Here is a 23,072-nt window from a genome sequence, read left to right as displayed (position 1 = left end):
GGGTGCCGGGGACGGCGAAGCGAGGGGTCAGTACAGCTTGGCGACGGCCGTGACCGTGGTGTCCTTGAAGTCGGCCACCTGTGCGTGGGCGAAGGTGCCCATCTGGCCCCACTGGACGACGGTCACGGTCCGCCCGTCCCGGCCCACCGAGAACAGGCCGATGTCGGAGGCGCCCCACTCGGCGACCGTGTGGACGCCGTAGACGTGCGCGCCCTCCTCCACGTTCAGCCGGCCGTAGTACTTCTGCGTGGCGGTGATGTCGGGGTGCTGCTCCATCACCTCGCGCGCGCAGTCGGCGAGGTTCCGCCGCAGCAGCGCGGCGAACTCCCCGGCCCGCCGCTCGCTGCGCTCGACCACGGTGACCTGGAGCGCGCCCGTGTCGTACTCCGTCCAGTACCGCCGGTGGGAGGCGGTGGACGGGAGAGCCTCGCCGACGCACATCGGCAGCGGGTCCGGCTGTCCGGCGGTGACGTCCCCGGCGTACCAGCCGGAGGCGGGGTGCGGCGGCAGCTCGGACGGCTCCAGGAAGGCGGGGCGGTCGGACCGCGGCGTCGCCGCCGCGCCGGCCGGGACGGCGGTCACGGCGACGGCGGCGCCGGCCGCGAGCGCGGTCACGGCGGCGCGGATCCTTCGGGCACGGACGTTCATGATTCCCCCATGGCGGTTCGTCGTGTCGGTCGGGCTTTCTCCCTGTACGACACGAGATGACCGTCATCGGTTGCCCTCGTCAGCCCGCCGTTTTGTCAGTGCGTGTCCGCACCTGTTCCTCCAGGCGGCGCAGACTGCTGTCGAGGGCGTCGGCCACCGCACGCCGTCCCGGGTCGTGGCCCTCGTCGAAGAACGACAGGTGCACCGTCACCTCGCTGGTCCCGCCGTCGAGCCCGGCGACCTGCAGCCAGCCGGCGTAGCTGCCCTGGTCGCGGGTGCCCCATTCGAGCCGCATCTGTTCCGGCCGGGCGCTCAGCAGCGCGGAGGTGTCCTGGTCGGTGCGGTCCTCGTGCACCGTGACGGCCGGCGGCTCCTCGGGCTCCACGTGCAGGTCCCGGGGCAGCCAGGTGTCGAGCCGGCCCACGTCGGCGGCCTGGTCGAAGACCTGCTGGGGCTGGGCGGGCATGGTGCGGGAACGCTCGTACTCGGTCATGTGGCACCACTCCTCGGCGTTCGGGGCCGTACGACGTGACGCGTGCCCTCTGTGCCCGGGCCGAAGCGCCCCACGGGTGATCCGCTCGACGGGCGGGGCGGGGTGCCCGGTGCCAGACTGCTGCGCAACATGCCCGCCACGACCGGATGCCCGACGAGGGGAGACGAAGTGCCGACGTCAGAGGCGAGCGACGCGCTGCTGGAGTTCTTCGCCGATCCGGCCCATCTGACGCTGGACCTCGATACCACCGTCGCCCGGTGCACCAAGGCGCTGGGGCTCCAGCACGCCGTGGTCTACCTCGTCGACCTGCAGCAGCGGTGTCTCGTGCCGCAGACCGACGTGACGTCGAACATTCCCGTGGACGCGTCCCTGGCGGGCTGGGCCTACCGGACGCAGTCGCTGCGCGTCGAGGAGTCCGACACGGGCGGCGTCATCGCGTGGCTTCCCCTGGTCGACGGTGCCGAACGCCTCGGCGTGCTGGCCGTGCGCACCTCGGCGCTCACCGCCACGACGCTGACCCGCAGCCGGGCGCTGGCCTCGCTGCTCGCGATGACGATCAGCTCGAAGCGGGCCTCGGAGGACTCCTTCGTCCGCCACACCCGCACCGAGCCGATGCGGCTCCCCTCCGAGATGCTGCGCGCCTTCCTGCCACCCCGCACCATCGGCAACTCCCACGTCGTGTCGACGGCCGTCCTGGAACCCGCCTACGAGATCGGTGGCGACGCGTTCGACCACGCGCTGACCCGGACGACCCTGCACGTCGCGGTCATCGACGCGATGGGCCACGACCTCGCCTCCGGGCTGACCAGCGCGGTGTCCCTGGCCGCCTGCCGCAACGCCCGGCGCAACGGGGCCGACCTGCCCACGCTCGTCGAGTGCGTCGACGACGCGCTGGCCAGCTGGCTGCCGGACCAGTACTGCACCGCGGTCATCGCCCAGCTGGACTTCGAGACCGGGAGGCTGCGCTGGAGCAACTGCGGCCACCCCGCGCCGCTCCTGATCCGCGGCGAGCAGTTGATCACCGACGCCCTGGAGCGCGACGCCGACCCGCCGATGGGCGTGCCGGGCCGCCTGTCCCCCGAGCCTCGGCATACGCACGAGATCAGGCTGGAGCCCGGTGACCGGGTGCTGGTGTACACCGACGGGGTCACCGAGGCGCGTACGCACGAGGAGAAGCTGTTCGGGCTGGAGCGGTTCGCGGACTACGTCATCCGGGCCACGGCCGGCGGCGAGCTGGCGCCGGAGACGCTGCGGCGCCTGATCCATTCGCTCTTGGACTCGCAGACCGGCCGGCTGCGGGACGACGCCACGCTCCTCATGTTCGAGTGGCGTCCGCCGGCCGGCTGACCCCGCCCGGTCGCCGGCGCGTCAGATCCGGTGCCCCCGCGCGCGCAGCCAGGCGTGCACGGTGTCCTTGTCGGCCGGGGTGATCCGGACGGGTCCCGCCACGTAGGGGCCCTCGTCCTCGGTGAACCCGGTGTCCGTGATCCGCGCGGTGACCCAGGTGGCCAGGTCCTGCGCGGAGCGCTCGGACAGGCCGCCGCGCTCCCAGCCCGTGCGCGCCTCGCGGGCCGCGTCGCGGTCGTGCCGTTCGGTCTCCGCGAGCCACGCCGCCACCAGCCGTTCCACGGTGTCGCGGTCGCCGGGCCCGGTCCCGCGCTGTGCCTGCTCGTCGTTCATGCCGCCCGGGTGCCCGGGCGTGCCGGTACCTCACCTCCCGCACGGCCCCGTGTCGGCGCGGGCGCGCCGGGTACCCGAGGGGCCCAGGGGAGGACCGGCCGGTCCGCAGCCGACGACAGCCCGGAAGGGGACAGCAATGACGCAGCCCGCCGACGACCACGCTCTCGACCAGCGCGCCGGCGTTTCGGAGCTCCGTCTGGCGGCGGGGGACGCCCAGCTCGTCCCCCAGAACGACGCACGCCACGAAGATCTTCCGCTCGACCGCAACCAGGCGATCCTCCAGGCCGCCAAGCAGGTGGGTTCGATCCTGAAGAAGGCCGAGCACCCCTTCGCGCTGGCCGGGAGCGTCGCCGTGTACGCGCACGGCGGCACCCAGAACCTCCAGCACGACGTGGACTTCTGCATCCGGCCCGACGACGCGGAGGCCGTCGCCGCGACGCTGCGGGCGGCGGGCCTGACGGTGTACACGCCGCCCGAGGACTGGCTGCTCAAGGCCAACTGCCTGGGCCAGCAGGTCGACCTCATCTTCGAGCTGGCGCACGAACCGGTCACGACGGAGCTGCTGGCCCGGGCCCAGGACCTCTCGGTCGACTCGGTGCTCATGCCGGTGCTGTCGCCCACCGATCTGCTGCACGGGCTGCTGGCCGCCTTCTCCGAGCACCACTGCGACTTCGGCGCGGTCCTGCCGATCGCCCGCACGCTGCGGGAGAAGATCGACTGGGAGGCGCTGCGCCGCGACTGCGGCGACGCCCCGATGCCCGCCGCGTTCTTCTTCATCCTCGAACGGCTGGAGATCATCCCCCCGGCGGGCGGCACCCCGGCGCGGTACCCGAAGGAGGAGCAGCGATGAGCGACCCCGTCGCACACCAGGGACCCGCGGCGAGCGGCACCGCTGCCGCGGCCGAGAACGTCGAGTACCGCGTGGCGCACCTGCACGACCGGCTCGCCGCGGAGGAACTCGGCGAGCTGGGCGTACGGGCCGAGATCCGGGCGGGGGCGGTCGTGATCACCGGGACGGTGCCCTCCGCGCAGTGCCGCGAGACGCTGCTGCGGGTCGCCCACGAGGAGCTGGCCGGACTCACCGTCCACTCCGACGTGCTGGTCGCGGAGACGACCGGCCCCGACCACGCGGAGGAGCTGTGATGATCCGCGTCGCCGCCGTCGGGGACATCCACATGGGGCTGGACAGCCAGGGGCTGCTGCGGCCCGCCTTCGAGACCCTGCCCGACTGTGCCGACCTGCTGCTGCTCGCCGGGGACCTCACCCGGCACGGCACGCCGGAGGAGGCGCACGTGGTCGCCCGGGAGGTGCGCGACCTGCCGGTGCCGGTGGTGGCCGTCCTCGGCAACCACGACCACCACGACGAGCAGCCCGAGAAGGTGACCGGCATCCTCCGGGACGCCGGGGTGAGCGTCCTGGAGGGGGAGGCGACCGTCGTGGAGTGCTCCGGGGCCCGGCTGGGGATCGCCGGGACCAAGGGGTTCGGCGGCGGGTTCGTCGGACGCAGCGCGGGAGAGTTCGGCGAGCCGGTCATGAAGGAGTTCGTCCGCACCACCCGCCGCTCGGCGGACGGTCTGCACGCCGCGCTGAAGGAGCTGGACGCCGAGGGCTGCGCCTTCCGGGTGGCGCTCACCCACTTCTCCCCCGTCGCCGACACGCTCGCCGGGGAGCCGCCGGAGATCCATCCCTTCCTCGGCAGCTATCTGCTGGCCGAGGCGATCGACACGGCCGGCGCGGACCTGGCGGTGCACGGCCACGCCCACCTGGGCTCGGAACACGGGATGACCGCCGGCGGGGTGCGGGTGCGCAACGTGGCCCAGCCCGTCATCCGCCGGGCGTTCAACGTGTACCGGCTCGGCGCCGCCTGAGCGAGGCCCGGGTGGTCTTCCGGTGCCTCGGGTGCGTCAGGGCCGGGCGGTGTCCTCCGTCGTCCGTCCCAGGCAGGTGACGTCCGCGGGGTCCATGCCCGCCGCCCGGATCACGTGGAAGCCCATACGGTCGTAGAAGGCCCTGGCCGGCGTGTTGGCCGTGGCCATGACCAGGTGGACGGCGGGCACCCCGCGTTCGCGCAGCGCCCGCCAGAACCTCCGCATCAGCGTCCGGCCGTGTCCGCGGCCCTGCCACTCGGGCAGCAGGTCGATGTGGAGGTGGGCCGGGTACGCGGCCAGCTCCGGGACGTTCATCCGCTCGGGGTCGTGCAGCAGTGCGGCGATGACCTCGTCCGGAGTACCGGGCGGGCCCTCGGGCGCCGGATGGCGGTCCGCGACCCGTGGCAGCCACCTGGCGCGGAACTCCTCGACGAAGCGCGGGGTGTCGGCCGTGCCGAGGATGTAGCCGACCGCGCGGCCCTCCCCGTCGTCGAGCACGAAGGCCAGGTCCGGATCCAGGTGGACGTAGGGAGCGGCGAAGGTCGCGGGCAGGACGGCGGGGTCGGCGTACACCGGCCGGCTGTCCCGGCCGTTGTGCGCGGTGCGAACGCAGATGTCGTCGAGGGCGACGGCGTCGGCGGGACGGTACGGGCGTACGGCGGCGAGGGAGGTCACCGCAGCATCCTGCCTTCCTGGGAGCGCTCCCACAAGAGGGGTGCCGCGCTCGGCCGCGCCCGCGGAGACTGCGCCGGATGCGCCGGACCGACACCGTGATCGGGAATCTGTCGCCGCGGCTTCTCAACGGCGCCTGACCTGCGCGGAACGCCCGCGCCGCGGTCCGGGCGGGCCCTGCCGCCGCACCGGGCGCCGATTGGCGCGGCCCGAGCCGGGCACCTGATGATCCCAAGAGGCACCGCCCATACGGCGGTCCTCCACCGTTTCGGGAGAGAGCGAGAGAGCGTCATGAGTCTTTTGCGTATGGCCGGCCGTCCCATGCTCGCCTCGATGTTCGTCGCGGGCGGGCTGCACTCCCTGCGCAGGCCCCAGGACGTGGCCCCGGCGGCCGAGCCGGTCTTGCGGCCGGTGGCCGACCGGGTGGCGGTGCTCCCGGACAGCACCGAACAACTCGTTCGCCTCAGCGGCGCCGTCCAGGTGGCGGGCGGGGTCCTGCTCGGACTCGGCCGCTGCCCCCGGCTGGCCTCCCTGGCCCTCGCGGCGACGCTGGTGCCCACCACGCTGGCGGGTCACCGCTTCTGGGAGGCGGAGGACCCCGCCGACCGGGCGCAGCAGCGGATCCAGTTCCTGAAGAACCTGTCCATGATGGGCGGGCTCCTGATCGCGGCCGACGACACCGGCAGCCGTCCCTCGGTGCTGTGGCGCGGCCGGCACGCCGCCAAGGACCTGCGGCACGACGCCCACCTGGTGCACCGTTCGGTCCGGGCCGCGGCCCGCCCCGCCGCGGCGGCGGGCGGCATCAGGGCCAAGCTCGGGGCCTGAGCCCGGAACCGGGCGTTAGCCCCCCGGGTACGGGGGGACCCGACGCCCGTGGCGGACCGGTCCGCCACGACCCGGCAGGAGGTGGACGATGGGCCACGGAGGAAACGTCATCGACGAGCTGACGACCGATCACCGTGAGGTCGAGGAGCTCTTCGGCAAGATCGAGGCGCTGCCGCCCGGTCACAAGGACCGCAAGCTGTACGCCGATCAGGCCACGATCGAGCTGATCCGGCACTCGGTGGCGGAGGAGGCGTACCTCTACCCGGCCGTGCGCGAGCACGTGGCGAACGGGAACGCCCTCGCGGACAAGGAACTCCAGGACCACGCCGAGGCCGAGCAGATCATGAAGGACCTGGAGGGCCGCGCGGCGGACGACGCCGAGTTCGACCGGTTGATCGGCATGCTGATGACCGAGATCCGTGAGCACCTCGCCGACGAGGAGGACAACCTCTTTCCCCGGCTGCGCGAGGCATGCCCGCCGGAGGCCCTGGACCGGCTGGGTGACAAGGTCCGCCAGGCGAAGAAGACGGCGCCGACCAGGCCGCACCCGTCCGCCCCGGACAAGCCTCCGATGAACAAGCTCCTGGCGCCCGGCGCGGGAATGGTCGACCGGGTGCGGGACGCGCTGTCCGGCCGCGGCAAGGCCGACTGAGCGGAGTGAGCGGTACGTGAGTGGGGCCCGTCGCCACGGCGACGGGCCCCACTCACGTCCACGACGTCGTCGAGCCACGTCTGCGACGTCACCGGGCGTTCCTCACACCCACCACTCCCCCGGCCCCGTGGGGACGGGATCGAGCCTCTCCCGGAACGACGCGACGGTGCGCTCCAGCCCTTCCTCCCAGGTCACGCGCGGGAGCCAGCCGAAGATCTCGTGCGCGAAGCCGGTGGCCGGCCGCGGCTCGACGGGCCGGTCACCCGTCCCGTCGACGAACTCCAGCGGCGAGCCGGAGCCGGCGAGCTCGATCACCCGGCGGGCGATCTCCACGGCCGTGGGCTCCTCGTCACCGCCGATGTCGACGGGCCGCACCGAGCGGCCGGCCGCGACCAGCAGCACGCCGTCCACCATGTCGTCGACGTAGCACAGGGAGTGTCTCCGGCTGCCGTCCCCGGCGACGGTGACCGGCCGCCCGGCGAGGGCCTGCTCGATGAAGGCGGCCGGTACGCTCCCGTCGTCCGACCGCATGCCGGGCCCGTAGCAGGTGAAGAGCCGGACGATCCCGGCGTTCGAGCCGTGGGCGCCCGCGTGCGCGGCGACCAGGGCCTCGGCGAACCGGCCGGCCTCGGCGCAGGCACCGTACGGCCCCAGCGGGTCGCCGGGGAACACCGGCGGCGAGGAGGCCAGCAGGAACCGGGCACCGTCCCGGTCGGCGACGAGCAGCGCGGCCCGGGTGCCGACGCTGCCGGTGTCGAGGATCTCCACGGCCCGGTCCGGCCCGGCGGCCGGCGACGAGGGGCCCGCCAGGTGCAGGACGAGGTCGTAGGGGCCGGTGAGCGCCTCCGCGCAGCCGGGTTCCGCGATGTCCCGTTCCAGGAAGCGGAAGCCGGGACGGCCCGCGAGGTGGGCCACCTTCTCGGCGCGTCCCGTGGAGAGGTTGTCGAGGCAGTCGACTTCGACGCCTGAATCCAGCAGACGGGCGCACAGCCGGGAACCGAGGAACCCCGCGCCGCCGGTCACCAGCACACGGTCCCAGGGCGGGCGTGCCTGAGCCCCCTGGCCGAACGCCGCCATCGGCATCATGAGGACGACCTTCCTTCCTCCGCGAGGCGCTGACGAGCGCGCCCCGGGTGCCCCACCGAGTCGCTTTCATGCTCTGACGCCCGCTCGCCACCGCCCGCCCCTGTGGCCACCGTCACGACCACGCCGGTACGCCGACCCATACGCCCTCCCCTGTGACAAAGCACACGCGTACCCCCAACTCCGTTGCGGCTCACCGCACTTGCCCCTTCCGCCCGCAGACGGGCCGGCCGCGTCGGCGAGGACTCGCCGGTCCCTTCTGCCACGATGGTCGGCGCCGTCATCCGGCTCAGTGGAGTGGCCGCGCAGCGCAGCCGGCCGTCCGACTCCCGTCCCTTCCCCCCTCCGGGTCCCACGACTCGTCTTCGACTGGCGCACCGTGTCTTCTTCCCCTCCTCCCGCACCGTCCCGTTCCCCGTGGCGGTCCCTGAGATACCGCAGCATGCGCTGGTGGTCGGTCGCGAACTTCGTGTCGAACGCCGGTACGTGGATGCAGCTCACCGTGCAGAACCTGCTGGTCCTGCAGATCACCGGGTCCGCCGCCGCGACGGGGCTGTCCATGTCCGTCCAGGCCGCGCCCGCGCTGCTGATCAGCGTGTTCGGCGGTGCGGCCGTGGACCGCTGGCCCCGCAGGCTGACGGCCGCGGTCAGCCAGGCACTGCTCGGCGCGGTCGCGTTCGTGACCGCGCTCATGGTGGCGCTGGACCGGCTCGACGTGGCCTCCCTGATGGTGCTGGCCGCCGTCACCGGCGTGATCGCCACCGTCGACGGCCCGGCCTGCTCGCTGCTGGGCAACGACCTCGTCCCGGCGGAGGACGTACCGTCCGCGATCGGGGTGGGCGCGCTGGTCCACCAGGCCGGCCGGCTCACCGGCGCCGCGCTGGCCGGAGTGACGGTCGGCTTCCTGGGCACGGCCGCCGCGTACGCCGCCAACGGGCTGTCCTTCCTCTTCGTGGCCTCGGTCATCCCCTTCCTGCGTCCCGCGCGCGGGGCGGCCGAGCGCGTGAGGACCGACAAGCGCCTGGGGAGCAACAAGCGCCTGAGGAGCGTCGAGCGCGGAAGGGCCGCGGAGGCCATGACCGTGCGGGAGGGGATCGCCTTCTTCGCGCGCCGCCCCCGGCTGCTGGCGCTGGCCGGTGTCACCGGGGTCAGCGCGGTCTTCGGCCGCAACTACCAGCTCACCCTGGCCGTCCTGGTCACCGGGCCGCTCGCGGGCGGCGCCGGATCGTTCGGCACGGTCTCCACGGTGCTGGCCGTCGGCGGCATCGTCGGCGCGGTCCTGGGCGCCCGGCTGCGCCGGCCCTCCGTACGGGTCGTGGGCGCGCTGGCGGCCGCGGGGGGCCTGCTGCAGGTGGTGGCCGGACTGTCGCCGTCGATGGCCGTGCTGCTGGTGATGGTGCTGCCGATGGCGGTCGTGGAGTCCGTGTCGGACACCGCGGGCACGGCGGTGCTGCAGACCGACCCACCGGCGCACCTGCGGGGCCGGGTGCTCGGGGTGTGGGGCAGCGTCGGCACGGTGTGGAGCCTCGGCGGCCCGCCGGCGCTCGGTCTGCTGATGGAGCTGGCCGGCGCGCGCGGCGCGCTGGTCGCGGGCGGCCTGATCATCGCCGGCACCATCGGCGCGGGGTACCTCCTGCGCGAGCGCCGGGCCACGGCCCCGGTGCCGGTGCGGGCCGGGGACGCGGACGTGCCGGGGCAGGCGGCGCTGGAGACGGCGGCCTGAGGGTCCCATCCCGTACGAGGGCGGGTCCGCACCCCCGCCCCGCCCGGCCGTCGAGGCTCAGGCGACGAGAGCCTGTCCGGGTCGCAGCAGGGTGATGAGGTGGGCGCGGTGCAGGTCGGCGACGGGGGCCGCGAGGTCGGGGTGGCGCAGCAGGGCCGCCGCGCGGCGGTCGCCCTCGTCGGGCGCGAGCAGGCGGCGGTAGCCGGCCGGGCCACCGGCAGGCGTACCGGTCACGGCCTCGCCGTCGGCGACCGCGGCCACGGCGAGGGCGGCGAGTTCCGGATCGGTCAGCAGGCACGCCGCCCAGCTGGCGACCACCTCGTCCACCCACGTCCGCCAGGCGTCCCCGTCGGGCCCGGTGCCCGTCGCGCCGTCCGCGCCGGTGATCCGGTCGAGCCGGGCGGAGCCCCCGGGCCCGGTCACGTCCAGCAGCCCGACGTCCATCGGGGTCGGGTAGCGCAGCCTGGCCGCGACCGTCACGGCCTGCCTCGCCTGCACCTCGCACAGGGCACCGGCCAGCGCGCCGCCGGACGCCGGATAGGCGCGGGTCAGCCACTGGGCGGTCGCCGCTATGACGGGGGAGAGATCTGCGTGCACTGCCGGGCCGTCCGTACGTCTCGTCGGGGGAACACGGGCCGCGCAAACCGTAGCCCGCGCCCCACGTCCCCGGACATGGCCCGGCTCTCCCCGGCGGCGTGGCCTCGGCCACACCCGCACCCAAGGTGAAGCCCGTCCTTACCCAGGTGAAGCCCGTCCTTACCCAGGGGTGCGACACCGTCCTTACCCAGGGGTGCGACCCTGGGCAGCCCGTGCCGCTCGCCGGCCCCGCCACCCGGTTCACGCCTGTGGAGAAGAAGCCCTGAGTACCACCGTCCTCTCCGAGGCCGTCCCCGTCGTCCTGCTGCTGGCCGTCCTGGCCTTCGCCGTGCTGCGCCCCCGGGGCCTTCCGGAGGCGGCCGCCGCCGTGCCCGCCGCCGCGCTCGCCGTCCTGCTGGGCACGGTCACCCCGCAGCAGGCGTGGCAGCAGACCCGTACGCTGCTGCCGGTCGTCGTCTTCCTCGCCCTGGTCCTGGTGCTGTCGCACCTGAGCGCGCGGGAGGGACTTTTCGAGGCCGCCGGCGCGGCCGTGGCCCGCCGGTGCGGCGGGAGTCCTCGGCGGCTGCTGACCGGGGTGTTCGCCCTGGCCTGCGCGGTCACGGCCGTGCTCAGCCTGGACGCCACGGTCGTACTGCTCACCCCCGTGGTCCTCGCCACCGCGTCGCGGTCCGGCGCGCGGGCCCGCCCGCACGTCCACGCCACGGCGCACCTGGCGAACTCCGCGTCGCTCCTCCTGCCGGTCTCCAACCTGACCAACCTGCTGGCGTTCACGGCGAGCGGGCTGTCCTTCCTCCGGTTCGCGGCGCTGATGACGCTGCCCTGGCTGGCCGCGATCGCCGTCGAGTACGCGGTGCTCCGCCGCTTCTTCCACGCCGACCTGACCGAGCCCGCACCCCCGAAACCGTCCCCCGCACTCGCACCCGCACCCACGTCCGCTCCCGCCACCCCCGAGCCACGCGTCCCCCGTTTCACCGTCGCCGTCGTGGCGCTGACCCTGGCCGGATTCGCCCTCGCCTCGCCCGCCGGGCTGGACCCCGCGTGGGCGGCGCTCGGCGGCGTCCTGGTGCTCGGCGGGCGGGCACTGGCCCGGCGCCGCGTCACGCCCCGCGAGCTGGTGGGCGCCGCGTCACCGCTGTTCTGCCTGTTCGTGCTGGCGCTCGGCGTCGTCGTCCAGGGAGCGATGTCGGGCGGCCCGGCCGCGGGGCTCGGGCGGCTGCTGCCGGCCGGGGACTCGTTGCCGGCACTGCTCGGGGTGGCGGCGGTGGCCGCGGTCCTGGCCAACCTCGTCAACAACCTGCCGGCCGTACTGGCGCTGCTCCCGTTGGCCGCCCCCGCCGGCCCGGGGCAGGTCCTCGCGGTGCTGATCGGCGTGAACCTGGGCCCGAACCTGACCTACGTCGGCTCGCTCGCGACCCTGCTCTGGCGCCGCATCCTGCACCGGCACGGCATCGAGGTGCACCTCGGCCGGTTCACCCTGCTGGGCCTGCTCACGGTGCCGGCCACGGTCGCCGCCGCGACCGTGGCTCTGTGGGCGGCACTTCGCGTCACCGGCCTGTGACCGCGGCGGCCGCCCGCCGGATCACCGGCGGACCCCGCGCCCGGCCCCGCTCACCAGGCCGCGGTGGGAAGCGCGGGGCGGCGTACGGCTTCGGCGGCGTCCCGCAGGTGCAGGGCGACGGTGATCAGCGCGCGCAGGGCGGAGGGGCGCAGGCTCTGGGCGCTCTCGGCGGCCAGCACCAGCAGGCAGCCCGCGGCCTGCTCGACGACCGGGACCGAGAACGCGAAGTCGTCGCCGTCGGCCCCGCGGAACGCGCGCCAGGGGGTCGCGGCGCCGTCGATGGCCTTCTGGACGGCCTGTTCGAGGTGCTGCGCGGCCTGTGCGCACACGGGAGCGGGCAGGGTGATGGTGCGATGGAACGCTGAACTGGTCATATTCTCACTGCTCCCCCGTGCCCGGGGCGTTCGATCGGCGGTCCGGGCGGTTTTCACCGGGTCGGCCGCAGCGGGTCCCTAGTCTGGTGCCGTGTGCCCCGCCTCCTCGTACTCGTCGTCGTACTCCTCGTCCCCCTCGTCGCCCTCTCCCCCGGCCCCGTCGCCCTCGGCCGCCGCGGCCCGGTTCACCGGGCGGACGGTGACCGGTGAGCGCCCGCTGTCCGGTGCGCTGACCGAGGCCGGGCTCGACGACGGGCGCACGGTGATGGTCAAGCGCGGTGACGGCACCGGAGCGGCGCGGGCCGAGGCGGCCGGGCTGCGCTGGCTGGCGGACGCCGGCACGGTGCGGATCCCGGCGGTGCACGGGGACGACGCGCGCTGGCTGGTCACCGACCGCGTGGCGCAGGGGCCCGCGAGCGCGCGGGCGGCGGCCCGGTTCGGCCGGGAGCTGGCCGCCCTGCACGCCACCGGTGCGCCGGCGTTCGGCGCCGCGCCGCCCGGCGGGCCCGCGGACGCGTACATCGGGCTCGCCCCGATGCGCAACGACCCGGGGGAGGACTGGCCGCGCTGGTACGCCGAGCACCGGGTGCTGCCGTACCTGCGGAGCGCGGTCGACGCCGGAACCGTCCGGGCCGGCGAGGCCGCCGACGTCGAGCGGGTCTGCGCGCGGCTGCCCGAGCTGGCGGGGCCCGCCGAGCCGCCCGCGCGGCTGCACGGCGACCTGTGGAACGGGAACGTGCTGTGGGGCGCCGACGGGCACGTGTGGCTGATCGACCCGGCCGCGCACGGCGGTCACCGGGAGACCGACCTGGCCATGCTGCGTCTCTTCGGCTGCCCCCACCTGGACCACGTCCTGGCCGGCTACCAGGAGGCGGCACCGCTCGCCGAGGGCTGGGCGGACCGCGTCGGCGTGCACCAGCTCTTCCCGCTGCTGGTGCACGCCGTGCTGTTCGGCCGGGGCTACGCCGAGCAGGCCCTCGCGGCGGCCCGGGCCGTGCTGCGGACCGCCGGGTGAGCGGTCAGCGCGTGACGACGTGCCGCTTGTTCGGGACGCAGTGGGTCATGGTCAGGCCCTCGACGTCGCGGGGCGGGTTCTTGCCGAGGTTGGCCAGCCGCTCTCGGTCCTCGTCGGTGAGGTCCTGGCTGGCCAGCGGCTCCAGATGCTTCACGTCCTGCGGGCTGATGCCGATGCCCTCGCCGACCCGCAGACCGAGGTCGTTCTCGACCAGCAGGAAGTGCCACACCATGCGCTCCTGCACCGGCCGGTCGCACTGGGAGAGCAGGTCGACGAAGTTCGCCACGAGGTCGTCGCGCTCCCACTCCTCCAGCAGCAGGTAGCGCTGGCCCGCCTGCATGTAGTCGTTGGTGCGCGGGATGCGCTTGCGGGTGAGCCGCCCCTGGATCTCGGGCCCCTGTTCGTCGTGCGTGGGGTACTGCGCCTCGCGCAGTCCGCCGGTGATCGACGGCTCGTAGTTGACGATCGGGTTCTCCCCGCCGCCGTCCTGGTGGTAGGCCATCAGGCCGTCGCGCTGGTTGGTGCGGACGTCGGCGTTCTTGGCCTGGTTGACGGGGAGCTGGAGGTAGTTGGGACCGACCCGGTAGCGCTGGGTGTCGCTGTAGGAGAAGGTGCGGCCGACCAGCATCTTGTCGTCGGAGAAGTCCAGACCGTCGACGAGGACGCCGGTGCCGAAGGAGATCTGCTCGTTCTCGGCGAAGTAGTTCTCCGGCATCCGGTCGAGCACCATCCGGCCGACCGGCTTGGCCGGGAACTCCTGCTCGGGCCAGGTCTTGGTGTCGTCGAGCGGGTCGAAGTCCAGCTCCGGGTGGTCGTGGTCGTCCATCATCTGGACGAGCAGCTCCCACTCGGGGTGGTCGCCGCGGGTGACGGCGTCGTAGAGGTCCTTGGTGGCGTGGCCGAGGCTCTGTGCCTGGACGTTGGCGGCGTCCTCCTCGGTCATGCTGCTCACGCCCTGCTTGGGCATCCAGTGGTACTTGACGAGCTTGGTCTCCCCCGCCGCGTTGACCCACTTGTAGGTGTTGACGCCGAAGCCCTGCATGTGGCGGTAGTCCGCCGGGATGCCGCGCGGGCTGAACAGGTTGATCAGCATGTGCATGCTCTCCGGCGTCTGCGACATGAAGTCGAAGATGCGCCGGGGCTGCTGCTCGAAGGTGACCGGGTCGGGCTTGAGGGCGTGGATGACGTCCGGGAACTTGATCGCGTCACGGATGAAGAAAACCGCCAGGTTGTTGCCGACGAGGTCCCAGTTGCCGTCCTCGGTGTAGAACTTCACGGCGAAGCCGCGGGGGTCGCGGGCGGTCTCGGCGGAGTCGCGGCCGCCGATGACGGTGGAGAACCGGACGGCCAGATCGGTGCGCTTGCCCCGCTCCTGGAACAGCTTGGCGCGGGTGTAGCGGTCGATGGGCTCGTCGCCCCAGGCTCCGTACGCCTCGAAGAAGCCGTACGCCGTCACCCCGCGGGCGTGCACCACGCGCTCGGGGATCCGCTCGCGGTCGAAGTGGCTGATCTTCTCCAGGAACTGGTAGTTCTCCAGCGTCGCCGGGCCGCGGGCGCCGACCGTGCGCTGGTTCTGGTTGTCGTAGACGGGGTGCCCCTGGCGGTTGGTGAGCACCTTGCGGTCGTCGCCGGGGGCGGGTCCCTGGCTCGATACGTCCGTCATGTTCGTGGGCTCCTTCGACTCGTGGCCGTCGTCGGACGCGGCCCTGAGCTGCGAGGTGGCCGTCGGCCGCGCACGTGTGCGCGCCGGGTACCCCACCGCGAGGCGTCCGTCACCTACCAATTTGCGGGCATTTCTCTCGCACGGCACGCCGAGGGCCCCGGACGGCCCGGGACCACCGGGACGCCCGAGGCCCTCGCGGGCCGGCCGGGTCAGCCGTCGTTCAGCCGGGCGCGGAGCAGCTTCTTGCCCAGTTCGGCGCCCTTGCGGCTGTCCGCCTGGGCCTTGCGGAACAGCTCCGCGACCTCGGTGTCCTTGGTGCGCTCCGCGTCCTGGATGTACGTCTCCAGGCGCAGCGCGTTGTTCAGGCACGACTCGACGTACCAGATCAGGTTGTAGTCCTTGTCCTGCGTGCCGGTCACGCCGCCTGCCTCCGAGCCGCTGGTCATGCGGGCCTCCTCCTCGAGGTGTGGGATCCGAAGTGCCGGCCGGGTACCCGGGGCGCCGCCGGGCACACGGCGCGTCCCGCTCCGGAACGGTGTCCCATTGCGACACATGTCCCCATGGGACATTTTCGGGTGTACCCTCGTCCGCATGACGGCAACGGAGCCCTCCCCCGCCCCCGAGGACCGGCGGCAGCGCAAGGCGCGGCAGACCCGCGACGCGCTGGCCACCGCAGCCCGCGACCTGATCCTGGAGCGCGGCCCGGCGGCGACCACGGTGGAGGCCATCGCCGAGCGCGCGGACGTCACGCGGCGCACGTTCAGCCGCCACTTCGCCGGCAAGGAGGAGGCCGCCCTCGATTTCGTCCGCCGGGACGGCGACCGCATCAACGCGTTGCTGCGGGCCCGCCCGGCCGGTGAGCCGCCCCTGCTCGCCTATCGCAGGGCGGTCCGCGCGTGGCTGGCCGACCAGGACGACCCGGCCTGGCACGTGCGTCCCCGGATGCGCGGGCTGCTGGCCCTGGCCGACACTGAACCGGACCTGTTCGCCGCCTACCAGCGCATCCGGGTCGACGCCCAGGAGGAGTCGATCCGCATCGTCGCCGACCGGCTCGGCACCGACGAGGCCCGGGACGTACGCCCCGCCGCCGTCGTCGACGCCGCCGCCGGAGTCCTGATCGCCGCCCTGCGCCAGTGGGCGCGCGGGGGCGACCGGGACGCGGGAGCCGCAGACCTCGCCGCCCTCGTGGAGCGGGCCTACGACGCCTTGACCGCGGAGGCCGCAGCCGCGACCCCCGACAGCACCACCGAAGAATGAGACACGCGCCATGAGCACCACCCCCGCCGCCTCTTCCGGCACCCCCGCCCCGGCCGCCGAGTTCGCCGGCCGCACCGCCCTCGTCACCGGCGCCGCCTCGGGCATCGGCCTGGCCACCGCCCGCCGCCTCGGCGCCGGCGGCGCGAAGGTCGTCGTCGCCGACCACAACGCCGAGGGCGCCGAGAAGGCCGCCGCCGAACTCAGGGCGGAGGGCGTCGAGGCCGCCGCCGTCGAGGTGGACGTGACCCGTCCGGAGTCCGTCGAGGCCGCCGTGCGCTTCGCCGCCGACACCTTCGGCACCCTGGACCTCGCCGTGAACAACGCGGGCATCGCCGGCCCGAGCGCCCCGACCGGCGAGTACGACGTGGAGGACTACCAGCGCGTCGTGCGCACCAACCTCGACGGCGTCTTCTACTCGATGCGCTACGAGCTGCCCGCCATCGAGGCCGCCGGCCGCGGCGGCGCCATCGTCAACGTCGCCTCCATCCTGGGCTCGGTCGGCTTCGCGGGCTCCCCCGCCTACGTCGCCGCCAAGCACGGCGTGGTCGGGCTGACCAGGACCGCCGCCGCCGAGTACGCCGCCAAGGGCATCCGCGTCAACGCGGTCGGCCCGGGCTTCATCGACACCCCCCTGCTCAAGGCCATGGACGAGGCCGCCTACAACGGTCTGGTCGCCCTCCATCCGGCCGGCCGCCTCGGACGCTCGGAGGAGGTCGCCGAGCTGATCGCCTTCCTGCTGTCCGACCGGGCGTCCTTCGTCGCCGGCAGCTACCACCTGGTCGACGGCGCCTACACCGCCGTCTGAGCACGGGTCACGCGTTCGGGGGGAGAGAACGAAGGAGTTCGCTCATGAAGGCACTGCAGTACCGCACCATCGGGGCGCCGCCCGAGGTGGTCACGGTCCCCGACCCGGAACCCGGCCCCGGCCAGGTGCTGCTGAAGGTGACCGCCGCCGGCGTCTGCCACTCGGACATCGCGGTGATGGGCTGGCCCGCCGAGGGCTTCCCCTACGAGCTGCCGCTCACGCTCGGCCACGAGGGCGTGGGCACGGTGGCCGCGCTCGGCGCCGGGGTGACCGGTGTCGCGGAGGGCGACGCGGTCGCCGTGTACGGGCCGTGGGGCTGCGGCACCTGCGCCAAGTGCGCCGAGGGCAAGGAGAACTACTGCCCGCGCGCCGGCGAGCTGGGCATCCACCCGCCGGGGCTCGGACGGCCGGGCTCGATGGCCGAGTACCTGCTCGTCGACGACCCCCGGCACCTGGTGCCCCTGGACGGGCTCGACCCGGTCACGGCGGTGCCGCTGACGGACGCCGGTCTGACGCCGTACCACGCCATCAAGCGGTCGCTGCCCAAGCTGGTGCCCGGGTCGACGGCGGTGGTCATCGGCACCGGCGGTCTGGGCCACGTCGCCATCCAGCTGCTGCGGGCCCTGACCTCGGCCCGGGTCGTCGCCCTCGACGTCAGCGAGGACAAGCTGCGGCTCGCCCGTGAGGTCGGTGCGCACGAGGCGGTGCTGTCGGACGCGAAGGCCGCGGACGCGGTGCGCGAACTCACCGGCGGGCTCGGTGCCGAGGCCGTGTTCGACTTCGTCGGTGTGGCGCCGACCGTGCGGACCGCGGGTGCCGTGGCGGCCGTCGAGGCCGACGTGATGCTGGTCGGCCTCGGCGGAGGGTCGCTCCCCGTCGGGTTCGGCCTGCTGCCCTTCGAGGTGTCGGTCAGCGCCCCCTACTGGGGCAGCCGCGGCGAGCTGATCGAGGTGCTGAACCTGGCTCGCTCGGGCGCCGTGTCGGTGCACACCGAGACGTACTCCCTGGACGACGCCCCGCTCGCCTACGAGCGGCTGCACGAGGGGAAGGTGAACGGCCGCGCGGTGATCCTGCCGCACGGCTGACCGGCGCGCGCCCGCGCCCCCGCCACCGGGCCGGGCGGGGGCGACGAACCCCCCAGTTCGTCGCCCCCGCCCGGTCTTCGCCGTCGCGGTGCACCGCACCGCCCCCGTCGCCGCACCGCCCCCGTCGCCGCGCGGCGCCGACGGCCCGCGGGGCGCGACCGGTCCCCCGTTCCGGTCGTGCCCCGCGGTCCTCGAACCTACGTGGACGGCTCGGCCGTTGTGAATCGTGTCGATGCCCGCTGCCCGGCCCGCAGGACTCACCCGTGCACAGGCGAGTCCGGATGGCCCGTTTTCGTCCCGTGCAGCCGGGGCGGGTCGAGGTCTCCCGCCACCAGGTGGGCCAGCACGACCTCGTACAGGTCACTGCCCGTGGCCAGGAGCTGGCGTTCGAGGACGGGCTCGGCGCTGCGGACGTGCTCGCGCACCGTCTGGGCGTGCACGCCGAGCCTGCGCGCGGCCCGCTCGGCGTTGCCGCCCTCCGCGATCCAGGTGCGCAGGGTGCGCCGCAGGTTCCGGGCGTCCGGCTCCAGGCGCCCGAGCAGGTCACCGGCCCAGGTGCGCAGCGCGGGACCGGCCAGCAGGCCGGTGAGGCAACCGGGCCCCTGAGGCCGGCCGGCTCCGTCGTCGGCGGGGTGCTCGTCGAGGCCGGCTTGCGCGTTGAGCGCGAGGTGGACGGTGGCGCGCGCGGTCAGGTCGGCGAAGTCCGTGCGCAGCAGTGCCTCGACCCGGTCCATGCGGGCGCGGACCGTGTTGCGGCTGACGCCGAGGATCTTGGCCGTGTTGACCGCGGTGAACTCCAGGCCGAGCCGGGTGGTGGCCAGCAGTTCCGCACGGGTGTGGTGGGGCAGGGTGTCGAGCGGCTCCAGCAGGCGGGCCGTCCAGCCGCGCAGCTCCGCCGGGTCCATCAGGCGCTCGGGGTGGGTGCGTTCGGCGTACACGGCGGCCTTCTGCGGACGGAACCGGGCGACCGCCAGGGCGCTCACGGCCTGGCCGTAGGCCGTGGCGGTGCGGGCGAGGCTCTGCCGGGCGCTGCCGCCGAGGAAGACGCCGGGCAGGCCGCCGACGAGCGCGCGCAGTTCCCGGCCCGCCGCGTCGCGGGGAGCGAGGACGATCACGTGCCCGTCCATCGCCGGGCAGCGTACGACGAGGGCCCTCTCCCCCGTCGCCGCCAGGCACTCCTCGGCCAGCCGGTCGCGCTCCCGGGGGCCGCTCTCGACGACGTACACGCACGCCGTGTCGGTGTCGAGGAGGCCCGGCCAGAGTCCGGCGGCCACCCGGCGCGCGGAGACGGTGTCCTCCACCATCAGCAGTTGCAGGATGGCCAGCCGCAGGTCGGAGGTGGCCCGCCGCAGGCGGTGCCCGGCGGCGGCCGACTCCTGCCCGGCCAGCAGCAGCTCCACCACCTGGGCGGTGTGCGTGACGATGTCGGCGGCCCGCCGGTCGAAGGGCGTCTCGCGGGTCACCGCGAGGACGGCGGCCGGTGCCGGGTGGACCCGCTCCACGCGGACCAGCCGCAGATGGCGGCCCCGGTCCTCCAGGGCGGCGGAGGCGATCCGGCCCGAGGTGATGTCGGCGACCAGGTCCTCGTCCAGGGGCGTGCGGGTGCCGGCCAGCAGGAGTCCGGCGCCGTCCTGCAGCGACACGGACGCGTGCGCGGCCGAGGCGAGCCAGGCCACGACCCGGTGCACGTCGCGTCCGGCCGGCCGCAGGTGGTCGAGCAGCCGCGCCGCCCAGTCCGCGTCCCCGCCCGGCTCGGTCCCGCTCTGCCGTGCACCGTCCTCTCGGCCCGCCACGTCGGCCTTCTCCTCGTCCTCGCCACGACCCCGGCCCAGGTCGGGGACGTTACCTCATGGCCCGGCGCGCACGGCACTCCCGGCGACGGCGCGGGGCCCGGGCTCGCGGCACCCACCGGGGCCCGGCGGTGCGTGCGCGCGAGCGGGCATAAGCTCGGTGAATGGCGAAGTACTTCGACGTGCACCCCGACAACCCCCAGCCGCGCAGCATCGCGCAGGTCGCCGACAGCGTCCGCGCCGGCGCGCTGATCGCGTATCCGACGGACTCCTGTTACGCCCTCGGCTGCCGACTGGGCAGCCGCGACGGCATCGACCGCATCCGGTCCATCCGGCAACTGGACAGCCGGCACCATTTCACCCTGGTGTGCCAGGACTTCGCGCAGCTCGGTCAGTTCGTGCAGATCGACAATGACGTGTTCCGGGCGATCAAGGCGTCGACCCCCGGCAGCTACACCTTCATCCTCCCGGCGACGAGGGAGGTGCCGCGCATGCTCCAGCACCCGAAGAAGAAGACCGTGGGCGTGCGCATCCCCGACCACGTCGTCACCCAGACCCTCCTCGCCGAGCTGGGCGAACCGCTGCTGTCGAGCACCCTGCTGCTGCCCGGCGAGGAGGAGCCCCTGACCCAGGGCTGGGAGATCAAGGACCGGCTCGACCACGTGGTGGACGCGGTGATCGACTCGGGGGAATGCGGCACCGAGCCCACGACGGTCGTCGACTTCTCCGGCGGTGAGGCGGAGATCGTACGGCGGGGCGCGGGCGACACGACACGGTTCGAGTGACGGACGAGCCGGGCGGCAGGGGCCGGGCCCTCTGAGGGGCCCGGCCTCGCCCGCCCGGGACGGCGTGCCACGATGACCATGATCCGCCGGTGGCGCCGGCGGGATGTCCCCCGTGAGGCACGACAGAAAGGCAGCCCCACCATGACCGCCGTACAGGGAACCGCTGTCGACATCCCCACCGAGGACGGCACGGCCGACGCCTATCTGGCGCACCCCGCCGACGGCGGGCCGCACCCCGCCGTGCTGTTCTACATGGACGCCTTCGGGCTGCGCCCGCGACTGAGGGAGATGGCCGACCGGCTGGCCGGCGCCGGGTACACCGTCCTGGTGCCGAACGTCTTCTACCGGAGCGGGCGGGCCCCGGTCGTGGAGCTGCCCGAGTTCATCGACGTGGCGGCGCGTCCGGACCTCTTCCGGTCGCTCGGGCCGGCCTTCCAGGCGCTCACGCCCGAGCGCGCGGTGCGGGACGCCGGCGCCTACCTGCGGTGGCTGGCCGACTGCCCGGCGGCGGCCGGCGGCCCCGTCGCGCTGACCGGCTACTGCATGGGCGCCGCCCTCGCCCTGCGCACGGCCGGCGCCCACCCGGACCGGGTCGCGGCGGTGGCCGGCTTCCACGGGGCGAACCTCGCGACCGGGGAGCCCGACAGCCCGCACCTGAAGGCCGGGCGGATCACCGCCGAGGTGTACGTCGCCCACGCCGACCAGGACCCGGGCATGCCGGCCGAGCAGCGGGAACGCCTCGCGGCGGCCCTGGACGCGGCCGGTGTCCGGCACCGCTGCGAGGTGTACGAGGGCGCCCACCACGGTTACACGCAGGCCGACACCGCGGCGTACGACCCGGACGCGGACGAGCGGCACTGGGCGGCGCTGCTGGACCTCCTGAAACGGACGCTGTGACCCGGCGCCTCTGAAGCACCGCCGCCGGAGGGAGAGTTGACGAGGGCCCACGTCGAGCGTCCGGGCCGGGCGTTGTTACCGTGCCCGGATGCCCGACTCCTCACGTGACACCGCCGAAGGCGCCGGCTGGGGCTCCACCGAGCGCGGCGCCTACCCGCGGCTCATGCCGCAGCGCACCGGGAAACTGTCCTGGCTGAACCCCGCAACCCTGTGGGCCGCCCGCAACGGCGTGCTGGCCTCCTGGTTCGGCGACCCCACGGGGCGCACGCGCGCCCGCTGGGTGGCGCAGCGGGCGGCGGCCGGGGCGCCGGCCGACAAGGTGATCCGGCGGGACGACCCCGACCGGTTCTCCTTCCTGGTCATCGGCGACACCGGGGAGGGCGACGACCCCCAGTACGCCGTCGTGCCCGGGCTGCTGCGGGCCGGCGGGGACACGCGGTTCGCGGTCCTCGCCAGTGACGTGATCTACCCGGTGGGCAGTGCCGACGACTACGGCCCGAAGTTCTTCCGCCCCTACCGCGACTACCAGGCCCCGGTCTACGCGATACCGGGCAACCACGACTGGTACGAGGACCTCGGCGGGTTCATGCGGGTGTTCTGCGGTGACGCCCCGCCCCTGCCGCCGGAACCCGCGCCGCGCCCGCTCACCCGGGCCTGGCTGCGGTCCCTGCTGTGGCACCGGCCGCGTCCGGACGACGGCCGGCGCCTGGACGAGGCGCGCGGGATGCGGGCCGCGCCCGCCCAGCAGGCGGTGCAGCCCGGCCCGTACTGGGCGATCGACGCCGGCCCGGTCCGCATCGTCGGCATCGACACGGGACTGCTGGGCACGGTCGACGCCGGGCAGGGCGCCTGGCTGCGCGAGGTGTCCCGGGGGCCGCGCCCGAAGATCCTCGTCACCGGCTCGCCCCTGTACGTGGACGGCGAGCACCGTCCCTGCGCGATCGAGGGCGGCGGCACGGTCGACGACATCGTGCGCGACCCCGGCCACCACTACGTCGCGGCGATAGGCGGCGACATCCACAACTACCAGCGCTACCCGGTCGACGTGGACGGGCGCACCGTCCAGTACGTCGTCGCGGGCGGCGGCGGGGCCTTCACCCACGCCACCCACACCATCCCCCGCGTCTCGGTGGCCGGCGTCACCGAGCGGGACTTCCGCTGCTATCCGCTGCGCGGCGACTCCCTCGCGTTCTACAGCCGCCTCTACGGCCGCCGGCTGCGGCTGCGGCGCCTGTTCACCCTCACGGAGGCCGAGGCGACGGCCGTGATCACCGAGCGTCTCGGCATCCGCCCGGCCCGCGCCCCGGGCACCGCCGCGCGGGTCACCCGGCGTACCCGGCTGGTCGCCGGGCTGCTGGGCACCGGGCGGCGGCCCGACCGCCGAAAGCGGTTCCGGCTGCCCGTGCGCAAGATCTACACGCAGGTGTTCTCGCCGGGCTCCGCGACGTACGACCCGCCCTTCTTCAAGAGCTTCCTGCGCCTGGACGTCGCCCCCGACGCGATCCGGCTGCGCTGCTACGCCGCCACCGGCAACCGTGCGCAGGAGCTGGACCCGCCGGTCGAGGACGAGGTGACGATCCCGCTCGGGTGACGGCTCACCAG

25 protein-coding genes are annotated in these 23,072 nt (G+C 74.3%); 15 read left to right on the top strand and 10 right to left on the bottom strand.

Annotated features, from left to right (window positions below; translation table 11 throughout):
* Positions 1-27: 27 nt before the first annotated feature.
* Both ACFIF2_RS30285 and ACFIF2_RS30280 read right to left on the bottom strand, forming a co-directional pair.
* Positions 28-648 carry a hypothetical protein gene (locus tag ACFIF2_RS30285; protein ID WP_395576446.1) on the bottom strand — a complete coding sequence of 207 codons (621 nt, stop codon included), beginning with the start codon at positions 646-648 and terminating at the stop codon, positions 28-30.
* A gap of 79 nt (positions 649-727) precedes the next feature.
* Positions 728-1,141: an SRPBCC family protein gene (locus ACFIF2_RS30280; RefSeq protein WP_395576445.1), complete on the bottom strand. Its 414-nt coding sequence runs from the start codon at positions 1,139-1,141 to the stop codon at positions 728-730.
* A 168-nt stretch (positions 1,142-1,309) separates the two neighbouring features.
* Here ACFIF2_RS30280 and ACFIF2_RS30275 point away from each other — a divergent pair, with 168 nt between their 5' ends.
* A complete protein-coding gene (locus tag ACFIF2_RS30275; protein ID WP_395576444.1) occupies positions 1,310-2,488 on the top strand; it encodes a PP2C family protein-serine/threonine phosphatase in 1,179 nt (392 codons plus the stop codon).
* Between the two features lie 21 nt (positions 2,489-2,509).
* Here ACFIF2_RS30275 and ACFIF2_RS30270 read toward each other — a convergent pair whose 3' ends face one another.
* On the bottom strand, positions 2,510-2,821 hold the full coding sequence (locus ACFIF2_RS30270) for a hypothetical protein (protein WP_395576443.1): 312 nt from the start codon (positions 2,819-2,821) through the stop codon (positions 2,510-2,512).
* A 136-nt stretch (positions 2,822-2,957) separates the two neighbouring features.
* Between ACFIF2_RS30270 and ACFIF2_RS30265 the strand changes: the two genes are divergently transcribed.
* From ACFIF2_RS30265 to ACFIF2_RS30255, 3 genes are read left to right on the top strand one after another with little or no spacing between them, the layout of a single operon-like run.
* A complete protein-coding gene (locus ACFIF2_RS30265) occupies positions 2,958-3,671 on the top strand; it encodes a nucleotidyltransferase family protein (protein WP_395576442.1) in 714 nt (237 codons plus the stop codon).
* Positions 3,668-3,964 (top strand): BON domain-containing protein, encoded by a 297-nt coding sequence (locus ACFIF2_RS30260; RefSeq protein ID WP_395576441.1) that lies wholly within the window; start codon positions 3,668-3,670, stop codon positions 3,962-3,964. Before ACFIF2_RS30265 ends, ACFIF2_RS30260 begins: the two co-directional genes overlap by 4 nt.
* Positions 3,964-4,689, top strand: a complete 726-nt coding sequence (locus ACFIF2_RS30255; RefSeq protein WP_395576440.1) for a metallophosphoesterase — start codon at positions 3,964-3,966, stop codon at positions 4,687-4,689. The genes ACFIF2_RS30260 and ACFIF2_RS30255 overlap by 1 nt, the downstream gene beginning before the upstream one ends.
* A gap of 36 nt (positions 4,690-4,725) precedes the next feature.
* On the opposite strand, the gene ACFIF2_RS30250 is transcribed toward ACFIF2_RS30255, so the two are convergent.
* Complete coding sequence (locus tag ACFIF2_RS30250; protein WP_395576439.1) at positions 4,726-5,364, bottom strand: GNAT family N-acetyltransferase; 639 nt, start codon at positions 5,362-5,364, stop codon at positions 4,726-4,728.
* Between the two features lie 288 nt (positions 5,365-5,652).
* On the opposite strand from ACFIF2_RS30250, the gene ACFIF2_RS30245 reads away from it, so the two are divergent.
* Positions 5,653-6,186 (top strand): DoxX family membrane protein, encoded by a 534-nt coding sequence (locus ACFIF2_RS30245; protein WP_395576438.1) that lies wholly within the window; start codon positions 5,653-5,655, stop codon positions 6,184-6,186.
* 88 nt (positions 6,187-6,274) lie between these two features.
* Positions 6,275-6,838, top strand: coding sequence for a hemerythrin domain-containing protein (locus ACFIF2_RS30240; RefSeq protein WP_395576437.1), 564 nt, complete (start codon positions 6,275-6,277; stop codon positions 6,836-6,838).
* A 102-nt stretch (positions 6,839-6,940) separates the two neighbouring features.
* On the opposite strand, the gene ACFIF2_RS30235 is transcribed toward ACFIF2_RS30240, so the two are convergent.
* Positions 6,941-7,924 carry an NAD-dependent epimerase/dehydratase family protein gene (locus tag ACFIF2_RS30235; RefSeq protein WP_395576436.1) on the bottom strand — a complete coding sequence of 328 codons (984 nt, stop codon included), beginning with the start codon at positions 7,922-7,924 and terminating at the stop codon, positions 6,941-6,943.
* Between the two features lie 439 nt (positions 7,925-8,363).
* On the opposite strand from ACFIF2_RS30235, the gene ACFIF2_RS30230 reads away from it, so the two are divergent.
* Entirely contained in the window at positions 8,364-9,644 is a 1,281-nt protein-coding gene (locus ACFIF2_RS30230; RefSeq protein ID WP_395576435.1) for an MFS transporter, read from the top strand.
* Positions 9,645-9,701: 57 nt separating this feature from the next.
* Here the strand turns inward: ACFIF2_RS30230 and ACFIF2_RS30225 are convergent, their stop codons facing one another.
* Positions 9,702-10,241, bottom strand: a complete 540-nt coding sequence (locus tag ACFIF2_RS30225) for a hypothetical protein (protein ID WP_395576434.1) — start codon at positions 10,239-10,241, stop codon at positions 9,702-9,704.
* 262 nt (positions 10,242-10,503) lie between these two features.
* Here ACFIF2_RS30225 and ACFIF2_RS30220 point away from each other — a divergent pair, with 262 nt between their 5' ends.
* Positions 10,504-11,799, top strand: a complete 1,296-nt coding sequence (locus ACFIF2_RS30220; RefSeq protein ID WP_395576497.1) for an SLC13 family permease — start codon at positions 10,504-10,506, stop codon at positions 11,797-11,799.
* A gap of 50 nt (positions 11,800-11,849) precedes the next feature.
* On the opposite strand, the gene ACFIF2_RS30215 is transcribed toward ACFIF2_RS30220, so the two are convergent.
* A complete protein-coding gene (locus ACFIF2_RS30215) occupies positions 11,850-12,173 on the bottom strand; it encodes a hypothetical protein (RefSeq protein ID WP_395576433.1) in 324 nt (107 codons plus the stop codon).
* A 199-nt stretch (positions 12,174-12,372) separates the two neighbouring features.
* On the opposite strand from ACFIF2_RS30215, the gene ACFIF2_RS30210 reads away from it, so the two are divergent.
* On the top strand, positions 12,373-13,188 hold the full coding sequence (locus ACFIF2_RS30210; RefSeq protein WP_395576432.1) for a fructosamine kinase family protein: 816 nt from the start codon (positions 12,373-12,375) through the stop codon (positions 13,186-13,188).
* A 4-nt stretch (positions 13,189-13,192) separates the two neighbouring features.
* Here the strand turns inward: ACFIF2_RS30210 and ACFIF2_RS30205 are convergent, their stop codons facing one another.
* Entirely contained in the window at positions 13,193-14,851 is a 1,659-nt protein-coding gene (locus ACFIF2_RS30205; protein ID WP_395576431.1) for a catalase, read from the bottom strand.
* 209 nt (positions 14,852-15,060) lie between these two features.
* On the bottom strand, positions 15,061-15,297 hold the full coding sequence (locus ACFIF2_RS30200; protein ID WP_395576430.1) for a hypothetical protein: 237 nt from the start codon (positions 15,295-15,297) through the stop codon (positions 15,061-15,063).
* Positions 15,298-15,442: 145 nt separating this feature from the next.
* Between ACFIF2_RS30200 and ACFIF2_RS30195 the strand changes: the two genes are divergently transcribed.
* From ACFIF2_RS30195 to ACFIF2_RS30185, 3 genes are read left to right on the top strand one after another with little or no spacing between them, the layout of a single operon-like run.
* The gene (locus tag ACFIF2_RS30195) at positions 15,443-16,108 is read left to right on the top strand and encodes a TetR/AcrR family transcriptional regulator (protein ID WP_395576429.1); all 666 of its coding nucleotides are present in this window, start codon (positions 15,443-15,445) and stop codon (positions 16,106-16,108) included.
* A gap of 10 nt (positions 16,109-16,118) precedes the next feature.
* Positions 16,119-16,913 carry an SDR family NAD(P)-dependent oxidoreductase gene (locus tag ACFIF2_RS30190; protein ID WP_395576428.1) on the top strand — a complete coding sequence of 265 codons (795 nt, stop codon included), beginning with the start codon at positions 16,119-16,121 and terminating at the stop codon, positions 16,911-16,913.
* Between the two features lie 44 nt (positions 16,914-16,957).
* Positions 16,958-17,998, top strand: a complete 1,041-nt coding sequence (locus ACFIF2_RS30185) for an NAD(P)-dependent alcohol dehydrogenase (RefSeq protein ID WP_395576427.1) — start codon at positions 16,958-16,960, stop codon at positions 17,996-17,998.
* A 257-nt stretch (positions 17,999-18,255) separates the two neighbouring features.
* On the opposite strand, the gene ACFIF2_RS30180 is transcribed toward ACFIF2_RS30185, so the two are convergent.
* Positions 18,256-19,791, bottom strand: a complete 1,536-nt coding sequence (locus ACFIF2_RS30180; RefSeq protein ID WP_395576426.1) for a helix-turn-helix domain-containing protein — start codon at positions 19,789-19,791, stop codon at positions 18,256-18,258.
* A gap of 161 nt (positions 19,792-19,952) precedes the next feature.
* Here ACFIF2_RS30180 and ACFIF2_RS30175 point away from each other — a divergent pair, with 161 nt between their 5' ends.
* The 3 genes from ACFIF2_RS30175 (at position 19,953) to ACFIF2_RS30165 (ending at position 23,061) form a co-directional block, all read left to right on the top strand.
* Positions 19,953-20,573, top strand: a complete 621-nt coding sequence (locus ACFIF2_RS30175; RefSeq protein ID WP_395576425.1) for an L-threonylcarbamoyladenylate synthase — start codon at positions 19,953-19,955, stop codon at positions 20,571-20,573.
* 141 nt (positions 20,574-20,714) lie between these two features.
* Positions 20,715-21,470 carry a dienelactone hydrolase family protein gene (locus ACFIF2_RS30170; RefSeq protein ID WP_395576424.1) on the top strand — a complete coding sequence of 252 codons (756 nt, stop codon included), beginning with the start codon at positions 20,715-20,717 and terminating at the stop codon, positions 21,468-21,470.
* Positions 21,471-21,558: 88 nt separating this feature from the next.
* Positions 21,559-23,061, top strand: a complete 1,503-nt coding sequence (locus ACFIF2_RS30165) for a metallophosphoesterase family protein (protein WP_395576423.1) — start codon at positions 21,559-21,561, stop codon at positions 23,059-23,061.
* Positions 23,062-23,072: the final 11 nt, after the last annotated feature.

The sequence above is a fragment of the Streptomyces sp. BK79 genome (genome assembly GCF_044142145.1).
Lineage (GTDB): Bacteria > Actinomycetota > Actinomycetes > Streptomycetales > Streptomycetaceae > Streptomyces.
The sequence above is the reverse complement of the archived record's forward strand: the minus strand, read 5'-3'. Positions and strand labels throughout refer to the sequence as shown.